This window comes from Paraburkholderia sp. SIMBA_053 (genome assembly GCF_046534895.1).
GTDB classification, from domain to species: domain Bacteria; phylum Pseudomonadota; class Gammaproteobacteria; order Burkholderiales; family Burkholderiaceae; genus Paraburkholderia; species Paraburkholderia caledonica.
In genome coordinates, this window is record NZ_JAWRXU010000811.1 from 1 (window position 1) to 267 (window position 267).

The 267-nt window shown below is 59.2% G+C and carries 1 protein-coding gene; it reads left to right on the forward strand.

All coding sequences use genetic code 11. From position 1 onward, the window contains the following. A partial coding sequence (locus tag SB753_RS37820) for a hypothetical protein (protein ID WP_410805255.1) occupies window positions 1-267 on the forward strand: 267 nt, incomplete at both ends.

Below are 267 nucleotides of genomic sequence, written 5' to 3' on the forward strand. Positions count from 1 at the left end.
GGTGGCGGTAAGTTCTTCTACTTTGAGGCGAAGAAGCTCTTGCAGGGACCATCCACATGCCCAGCCGCCTTCGAGAACATTGTCGATTCAGTAACGGCGGGCCAGGAGAACACCCAGTCACTGCTGACAGAGCTGGAATCGATATTGCCGGTAATTAGCGCGACGCCGGATTGGCCGGCCATCTGGTCGCTACTTGAGGAGCAGATGGCCTGCACTCGCGAGTTCCAACTGGGGCGACCCTTCCAGCCGAGCGAGCTACCGCTCAGC